Source organism: Kitasatospora sp. NPDC002965, from assembly GCF_040611255.1.
GTDB lineage: Bacteria > Actinomycetota > Actinomycetes > Streptomycetales > Streptomycetaceae > Kitasatospora.
The window spans coordinates 1-7,836 of sequence record NZ_JBEXNT010000229.1 but is presented as its reverse complement, the minus strand read 5'-3'; the positions used below and the strand labels follow the sequence as shown (position 1 = coordinate 7,836).

The window sequence follows — 7,836 nt, the reverse complement described above, 5'->3', positions numbered from 1 at the left end:
GGCTCCCCGCGCCCGGCCCCCCGCGCCCCGGGCCGCCCTCAGGCGTCGGCCGCCCGCCCCTCCGGTTCGGCGCGGGCGGGATACGGCACGAACGTGCTGGTGTGCTCGTCGATCACCAGCGGGACGCCGACGGCGGGCGCGGAACGCTGCGGACAGGCGGGGCGTTCGCACACCTTGCACCCGAGGCCGATCGGGGTGGCCGCGCCCTCGTCGCCCAGGTCGAGGCCGGCGGAGTACACCAGCCGGTGGGCGTGGCGGAGTTCGCAGCCGAGCCCGATCGCGAAGGTCTTGCCCGGGCGGCCCCAGCCCCCGGGTGAACGGGTGACGGCACGGGCGGTCCACAGGTAGCGCCGTCCGTCCGGCATGCCGGCGACCTGGACGTGGACGCGGCCGGGGGCGGCGAAGGTCTCGTAGACGTTCCAGAGCGGGCAGGTGCCGCCGGTGCGCGAGAAGTGGAAGTCGGTGGCGGACTGCCGCTTGGAGACGTTCCCGGCGCGGTCGACCCGGACGAAGGAGAACGGCACCCCGCGCAGTCCCGGCCGCTGGAGGGTGCTGAGGCGGTGACAGACGGTCTCGTAGCCCAGGCCGAAGTGGTCGGCGAGGTGCTCGATGTCGTACCGGGCCGCCTCCGCCTCGGCGTGGAAGGCGCGGTAGGGCAGCACGAGGGCTGCCGCGAAGTAGTTGGCCAGGCCGATCCGCGTCAGCGCCCGGGCGGCCGAACCCTCGGGGCCCTCCTGGGCGGCGAGCTCGCCGAGCAGGCCGTCGTGCTCCAGGTAGGCCAGCTGGGTCGCCATCCGGAACGCCTGCTGGCCCGGACGGAGCCGGTCGGACAGGCGCAGCACCCGGGTGCCCGGATCGTACGCGTGGAGCCGCTCTCCGCCGGTGGCCAGCCGGACGTGGTGCCCGGTCGCGAGCCGCTCGGCCAGCACCGTCCTGACCCCGCCGCGCCTCAGACCGATCGCGATCGCCAACTCCTCGGCGGCGAGGTCGAGTTCGTGCACGTAGTTCCGGCGGCGGTAGAAGAACTCGCGGACCTGCTCGTGCGGGGTGCGGGCGGTGTCGACGGTCGGACCGCGCTCCCCGACCAGGAGGGCGAGCTGCTCGGCGGCGGCACGGCGGCCGCGCCCCAGGTCCGTCAGGACCCGGGCGACGGCGGGCAGCCGGGCGGCGAGGTCGTCGAGGTCGCCCGGAGTGAGGCGGCCTGCGGTGAGTTCCTCGCCGAGGGCGTCCCGCAGGTCGGCGGTGAGCCGCGCGGTGTCGGGCGGGGCGAAGTAGCCCGCGTCGACGCCGAAGGCCTCGGTGAGCCTGAGCAGCACCGGGACGGTGAGCGGGCGGGCGTCGTGCTCCAGTTGGTTGAGGTAGCTGGGCGACAGTTCGATCAGCCGGGCGAGGGCGGCCTGGCTGAGCCCCCGGTCCTCGCGCAGCCGGCGCAGCCGAGCGCCGGCGAAGGTCTTTCCCACGCGGTTCCTCCCCTCGCCACCGGCCTGTCCGGTGCCCGCAGCATAGCCCCCGGCTCGTCCGCGAAGCCTTCGCATCCTTCGCAGATTCGCAGGGTGCGCTTCGCAGAAGTTGGCCCCGCTCCAGCGGTGACGGCGGGCACCGGGAGTGCCAGAGTCGGTGCTGCGGCCGGCAGGCGCACCACGAACACCCTGCTTCTCCAGGTTCCTTCGGCCTGGAGGCGGGGGCTTGGGGGCACCGACGTCCGGGCGGCCGACGCCGCCCGCCCGGCGCCCCGGCCGCGCCTTCCATCGCGAGGTGAGACGCCTCACACCCTTCGCAACGAGCACCCCGGGAGCGGATCATGACCCAGTCGGTTCGGCAGCAGCAGGAGCAGCAGGCGGCGGAGCTGGCCGCCCGGTGGGCCTCCGACCCGCGGTGGGCGGGCGTCGAGCGCAGCTACACGGCGGCGGACGTGGTGCGGCTGTCCGGCACCGTCCGGGAGGAGCACACGCTGGCCCGACGCGGGGCCGAGCGGCTCTGGCGGCAGCTGCACGAGCGGGACTACCTCCACGCGCTGGGCGCGCTGACGGGTGGCCAGGCCGTGCAGATGGTGAAGGCCGGCCTCCGGGCGATCTACCTGTCGGGCTGGCAGGTGGCCGCCGACGCCAACCAGGCCGGGCAGACCTACCCCGACCAGAGCCTCTACCCCGCCAACTCGGTGCCGCAGGTGGTGCGCCGGATCAACAACGCGCTGCTGCGGGCCGACGAGATCGACGCGGCGGAGGGGAACGACGGCCCGGACTGGCTGGTACCGATCGTCGCCGACGCCGAGGCCGGGTTCGGCGGCCCGCTCAACGCCTTCGAGCTCACCAAGGGCATGATCGCGGCCGGCGCCGCGGGCATCCACTACGAGGACCAGCTCGCCTCCGAGAAGAAGTGCGGCCACCTGGGCGGCAAGGTGCTCGTCCCGACCGCCCAGCACGTCCGCACCCTCAACTCCGCCCGCCTCGCGGCCGACATCGCCGACGTGCCGACCGTGATCGTGGCCCGCACCGACGCGCTCGCCGCCAACCTGCTGACCACCGACGTCGACGAGCGCGACGCCCGGTTCTGCACCGGCGAGCGCACGGCCGAGGGCTTCTACCGGGTGGAGCCCGGCATGGCCCCGGTGATCTCCCGCGGTCTGGCCTTCGCCCCGTACGCCGACCTGCTCTGGGTCGAGACCGGTACCCCGGACCTCGCCCAGGCCCGCGAGTTCGCCGAGGCCGTCAAGGCCGAGCACCCCGACAAGATGCTGGCTTACAACTGCTCGCCGTCCTTCAACTGGAAGGCCTCGCTGGACGACGACCAGATCGCCAAGTTCCAGCGCGAACTGGGCGCGATGGGCTACCGCTTCCAGTTCATCACCCTGGCCGGCTTCCACGCGCTCAACCACTCGATGTTCCAGCTCGCCCGCGGCTACGCCGAGCACGGCATGACCGCGTACGTCGACCTCCAGGAGGCCGAGTTCGCCGCCGTGCCGGACGGCTACACGGCGGTGAAGCACCAGCGCGAGGTCGGCACCGGCTACTTCGACCTGGTCTCCACCGCCCTCAACCCGAACGCCGAGACGCTCGCCCTGACCGGTTCCACCGAGGCCGAGCAGTTCCACTGAGCCGTCCCCGGCGGCCGGCACCACCGGAGCGGGGGAAGCTCCCCGGCCGCCGCCCACCCCGCCCGGGGCCCCGTTGAGGGACGAGGCCCCGGGCCCCGCCCACCTGCTTCCTGGAGAACCGGATGAGCCTGCCCAGCCACATCGAGATCCTCGGCGCACACGAGGAACGCTTCGAGGAGATCCTCACCCCCGACGCCCTGCGCTTCGTGGCCGGTCTGCACGCGGCCTTCGCCGACCGCCGCGCGAACCTGCTCGCCGAGCGCGGCCGCCGCGCCGCCGCCCTGGCGGCGGGCGGCAGCCTGGACTTCCTCCCGGAGACCCGCGCCGTCCGCGAGGACGCGTCCTGGCGGGTCGTCGGCGCCGGGCCCGGACTGGACGACCGCCGGGTGGAGATCACCGGCCCGCCCGAGCGCCGGATGACCGTCAACGCCCTCAACTCCGGTGCCCGGGTCTGGCTCGCCGACTTCGAGGACGCCACCTCCCCCACCTGGCACAACCTCGTCTCCGGCCAGCTCAACCTGGTCGACGCGATCGAGCGCCGGATCGACGACACCACCCCGGAGGGCAGGCGCTACCGCATCGGCGACACGCCCGCCACCATCGTGGTCCGCCCCCGGGGCTGGCACCTGGACGAGCAGCACCTGCTGATCGACGGCCGCCCGGCCGTCGCCGCCCTGGTCGACTTCGGCCTCTACCTCTTCCACTGCGGCCGGCGCCAGATCGAGCGCGGCAGCGGCCCGTACTTCTACCTGCCGAAGCTGGAGAACCACCTGGAGGCGCGGCTCTGGAACGACGTCTTCACCTTCGCCCAGGCCGAGTTGGGCATCCCGCACGGCACCGTCCGGGCCACCGTCCTGATCGAGACCGTCACCGCCGCGTTCGAGATGGACGAGATCCTCCACGAGCTGCGCGAGCACGCCGCCGGGCTCAACGCCGGGCGCTGGGACTACCTGTTCAGCCTGATCAAGAACTTCGCCCACCACGGCCCGAGGTTCGTCCTGCCCGACCGCGCGTCCCTGACGATGACGCAGCCCTTCCTGCGCGCCTACACCGAGCTGCTCGTGCGCACCTGCCACCGGCGCGGCGCCCACGCGATCGGCGGCATGGCCGCCGCCGTCCCCCGGCGCGACCCCGCCGCCAACGAGGCGGCCCTGACCAGGGTCCGGGCCGACAAGGAACGCGAGGCCGGCGACGGCTTCGACGGCTCCTGGGTCGCCCACCCCGCCCTGGTCGCGACCTGCCGCACCGCCTTCGACGCCGTGCTCGGTGACCGGCCGAACCAGCTCGACCGGACCAGGGAGGACGTGGAGGTCACCGCCGCCGACCTGCTCGCCGTCCACCGGCTCGCCGTCGGCCTCCCGACGGAGCAGGGCCTGCGCTCCAACGTCGCCGTCGCCCTGCGCTACCTCGTCGCCTGGCTGAACGGGTCCGGCGCGGTCGCCGTCTTCGGGCTGATGGAGGACGTCGCCACCGCCGAGATCGCCCGCTGCCAGATCTGGCAGTGGCAGCACCACTGCGCGCGCCTCACCGGCGGATCCCTCGCCACCCCGGACCTGGTGCGCCGGCTGATCGACCGGGAGCGGGCCGCGCTGCTCGCCGAGGGCGCGGACCCCGGCCCGGTCGACGACGCGGTGCGGATCCTGGAGGAGACCGCCCTCGGTGCGGAGCTGCCCGCGTTCCTCACCACCGCGGCCTACGGCCGGCACCTCGTGCGCACCACCGCACCGGCCGCCTGACCCCCGTTCCGATCCGCACCGCCCCCGAAGGGAGCACCCGTATGAACGACATCCGTCGTGTCGCCGTGGTCGGCGCCGGGCAGATGGGCGCCGGCATCGCCGAGGTCTTCGCCCGGGCCGGGCTCGACACCGTCGTGTGCGAGGCCGACCAGCGCGCCCTGCGCGCCGCCCGCGGCCGGATCGACCGGTCACTGCACCGGGCCGTCGACCGCGGCCGGATCAGCGAGCAGCAGCACACCGACGCCTGGGCCCACCTGCTCTTCGCCGACGACCTGGAGGCGCTGGCCGACCGTCAGCTCGTGGTCGAGGCCGTCGTGGAGGACGAGCGGGTCAAGACCGAGGTCCTCGGCACCCTGGACAAGGTCCTCGCCGACGAGGACGCCGTCCTGGCCACCAACACCTCGGCCATCCCCGTCACCCGGCTCGGGATCGCCACCGGCCGCGCCTCGCAGGTGCTCGGTCTGCACTTCTTCAACCCCGCCCCGGTGATGCCGCTGGTGGAACTGGTCTCCTCGCTGCACACCGACCACACCGTGCTCAACCGGGTGGAGACCTTCGCCAAGGAGGTGCTGGGCAAGCACGTCGTCCGCTCCCGCGACCGGGCCGGCTTCGTGGTCAACGCCCTGCTCGTCCCCTATCTGCTGTCCGCGATCCGGATGGCCGAGGCCGGGCACGCCACGGCGCAGGACATCGACGACGGCATGGTCCACGGCTGCGCCCACCCCATGGGCCCGCTCCGCCTCGCCGACCTGATCGGGCTCGACACCGTGCAGGCCATCGCCGAGTCGCTGTACGCCGAGTACAAGGAGCCGCTCTACGCTCCCCCGCCGCTGCTGTCCCGCATGGTCGAGGCCGGCCTGCTCGGCCGCAAGACCGGCCGCGGGTTCCACCCGCACCGGACGGCCTGACCACTCCCCCCGGCACACCGGCGCCCCGGTCCTCCGCGACGGAGACCGGGGCGCCGGTGTGCCGGTGTGTCGGTGTGTCGGCGTGTCGGCGTCAGGGAGCGGTGATGCCAGGCTGGGCACCCGCGCCGAAGGACCAGCCCTCGACCTCGCCGGGCGCCGGGTCGTAGCTGCCCGCGCCCAGGCTGCTGTACGACCAGGGGCCGCCGTGCGGCGCGTGCCAGTACGACCAGTAGGCGCTGCCGGTCGGGTTGGTGCAGGTCGTCGGCAGAGAGTTGATCTTGCAGACGAAGCCGGGGAAGCGCGGGTGGAAGGAGTAGGAGAACCCGGCGCCGGTGATCGCGGCGAGCCCGCTGGCCGGGTCGCCGAGCGCGCAGCCGGTCTGGATGCCGCCACCGACTGCGGTGAAGTCGACGACCACGGTCACGCCGGTGGTGCCGGTGCAGGCGGCCGCCCGGGCCTGCGGAGCGTGGACGGCGGAGGCACCGAGCAGCCCGGCGGTGAGGGCCGCCGCGGCGGCGACCGAGCCGAGCGTCCGGCGGACCGGTCGGGTCCGGGTGGGAGTGTCGATCATCGAAGTGCTCCTCGGGTGGTCGCGGACGGTCAGTGGGTGGCCGGTGCCGGGCAGGCCAGGGTGGGCGGGGCCGGACGCGCGCCGGCGGCCGAGAGCGTGGCCAGCGGCGTGCCGGCCAGGCCGAGGACGGCCTGGGCGGTCGCCCGCGCGCCGTTGCCCGGGTTGAAGCCGGTCGCGTCGTAGGCGACCGCCCCGCGGACGGCGGGGGCGGCCGAGCAGCCCTGCTGGAGCTTGACCAGGCTGCTCCAGCCCTTGAGGCCGGCGCCGAAGCGGCCACCGGAGAACAGGGCCTGGGTGGCGAGGCCGGTGGTGTTGGCGTTGGACGTGGTCGCTCCGGCCGCCGCGAAGCCCCCGTCGGCGTTCTGGTGGCCGGTCAGCCACCCGAGCCCGGCGTTCGCCTTCGCGGTGCGGCCGGTCGCGGCGAGGGCCTGGACGGCCAGCGCGGTGGCGTCGGCGTCGCTCGCGCAGGTGGCCTGGCCGAAGGAGACCGGGAAACCGCCGTCGGCGCACTGACTGTCGGCGAGGAAGTCGACGGCGGCGGCCGGAGCACCACCGGGCGTGCGCTTGAGCGCGATCAGCGCGAGCGACTGGCCGAACGCGTTGCTGTAGTCGCCCCACTGGGACCGGTCGGAGAAGCGCCCGCTCGGGCTCTGGAGCGAGCGGAGCCGGGCGGGGAGGTCGACGCCGCCGAAGGCGGTCGGGTTCTCGCCGCGGACCTCGACGGCGAGCAGCAGCTTGGCCGTCGCCCCGGCGTACGCCTCGGTGGTGCCGTCGCCGAGGTAGCCGCCGATGACGTCGGGCCTCGCCAGCCAGGCGGTGGCCCTCGCGGCGGCCTGGTCGGAGCTGCGGGAGGCGGCGAAAGCGAGCACGGCGTCGATGGTCAGGCCCTGGTCGGGGTAGGCGGTGCCGTCGAACACCGACTCGAAGTGGTCCCCGTCCACCAGTTGGCGGGCCAGCCAGCCCGCCGCGGCGGCGTCCGGACGGACGGTCGGGGAGGACGGTTGTGCGGGGGTGGCGTGTGCGGCGGTGACCGCCGGGAGCGCGGTGGCGAGGGCGAGCGCGGGTATGGCGAGCAGTCCGAGAGTGCGGCGGAGCGCGGGCATGAGAGCCTTTCCGGGCCTGGACGCAGGGGCCCGGAGAGCGTCCGCGGGGGGCCGGGGGCAGCTCTCGGAGCTCCGGCCCGCAGACCACGACGGGAGGAGTGGACACCTCTCCGCCGCCGGGTACTCGGGCTCGCCGCCGACAGCCGTCGGCGGCCTACCGTTGCGGGTCAGCGCCGGATTCGAACCGGACTTCCCCCGACGGCGGAGTCAGAACATGACGGCCCATCATGGCGACGCCCGAAAGGCCGGGTCAAGGGTCCGTGCGTCACATCACAGCGCATCCGGGCAGGTCGTCGGCGACCTACCCCCGGGAGGGCCCGGGCGCCGCTCACCTTGTCCAGGGCGACCGGCACGCGCTCGGCGGCCTTCTTCCCCGCCTTGTCGTCCGGCTTGCCCTCGGTGGACGAGCCCGGGCCGTCGAAGC

Annotated in this window: 6 protein-coding genes and 1 riboswitch; of the genes, 3 read left to right on the top strand and 3 right to left on the bottom strand. The window is 74.4% G+C overall.

All coding sequences use genetic code 11. The features are described from left to right. Window positions 1-38: 38 nt before the first annotated feature. Window positions 39-1,460 carry a short-chain fatty acyl-CoA regulator family protein gene (locus ABZY91_RS40700; protein WP_355409129.1) on the bottom strand — a complete coding sequence of 474 codons (1,422 nt, stop codon included), beginning with the start codon at window positions 1,458-1,460 and terminating at the stop codon, window positions 39-41. A 341-nt stretch (window positions 1,461-1,801) separates the two neighbouring features. Between ABZY91_RS40700 and aceA the strand changes: the two genes are divergently transcribed. The 3 genes from aceA to ABZY91_RS40685 all read left to right on the top strand — a co-directional run bounded on the left by aceA (window position 1,802) and on the right by ABZY91_RS40685 (window position 5,738). After that, window positions 1,802-3,094 carry an isocitrate lyase gene (gene aceA, locus ABZY91_RS40695; RefSeq protein WP_355409127.1) on the top strand — a complete coding sequence of 431 codons (1,293 nt, stop codon included), beginning with the start codon at window positions 1,802-1,804 and terminating at the stop codon, window positions 3,092-3,094. Window positions 3,095-3,216: 122 nt separating this feature from the next. Next, the gene (aceB, locus tag ABZY91_RS40690; protein WP_355409125.1) at window positions 3,217-4,830 is read left to right on the top strand and encodes a malate synthase A; all 1,614 of its coding nucleotides are present in this window, start codon (window positions 3,217-3,219) and stop codon (window positions 4,828-4,830) included. 41 nt (window positions 4,831-4,871) lie between these two features. Then, entirely contained in the window at window positions 4,872-5,738 is an 867-nt protein-coding gene (locus ABZY91_RS40685; protein WP_355409123.1) for a 3-hydroxybutyryl-CoA dehydrogenase, read from the top strand. A 91-nt stretch (window positions 5,739-5,829) separates the two neighbouring features. Here ABZY91_RS40685 and ABZY91_RS40680 read toward each other — a convergent pair whose 3' ends face one another. Both ABZY91_RS40680 and ABZY91_RS40675 read right to left on the bottom strand, forming a co-directional pair. Continuing rightward, a complete protein-coding gene (locus ABZY91_RS40680) occupies window positions 5,830-6,309 on the bottom strand; it encodes a flagellar hook-length control protein FliK (protein WP_355409121.1) in 480 nt (159 codons plus the stop codon). 29 nt (window positions 6,310-6,338) lie between these two features. Further along, entirely contained in the window at window positions 6,339-7,412 is a 1,074-nt protein-coding gene (locus tag ABZY91_RS40675; RefSeq protein WP_355409119.1) for a prenyltransferase/squalene oxidase repeat-containing protein, read from the bottom strand. 97 nt (window positions 7,413-7,509) lie between these two features. Next, window positions 7,510-7,649: riboswitch (cobalamin riboswitch) on the bottom strand. Window positions 7,650-7,836 lie beyond the last annotated feature (187 nt).

What these genes read in the sequence shown, in the direction of transcription:
- ABZY91_RS40675 (WP_355409119.1), bottom strand. Translation starts at nt 7,412, where the DNA reads ATGCCCGCGCTCCGCCGCACTCTCGGACTGCTCGCCATACCCGCGCTC.
- ABZY91_RS40685 (WP_355409123.1), top strand. Translation starts at nt 4,872, where the DNA reads ATGAACGACATCCGTCGTGTCGCCGTGGTCGGCGCCGGGCAGATGGGC.
- ABZY91_RS40680 (WP_355409121.1), bottom strand. Translation starts at nt 6,309, where the DNA reads ATGATCGACACTCCCACCCGGACCCGACCGGTCCGCCGGACGCTCGGC.
- aceA (WP_355409127.1), top strand. Translation starts at nt 1,802, where the DNA reads ATGACCCAGTCGGTTCGGCAGCAGCAGGAGCAGCAGGCGGCGGAGCTG.
- aceB (WP_355409125.1), top strand. Translation starts at nt 3,217, where the DNA reads ATGAGCCTGCCCAGCCACATCGAGATCCTCGGCGCACACGAGGAACGC.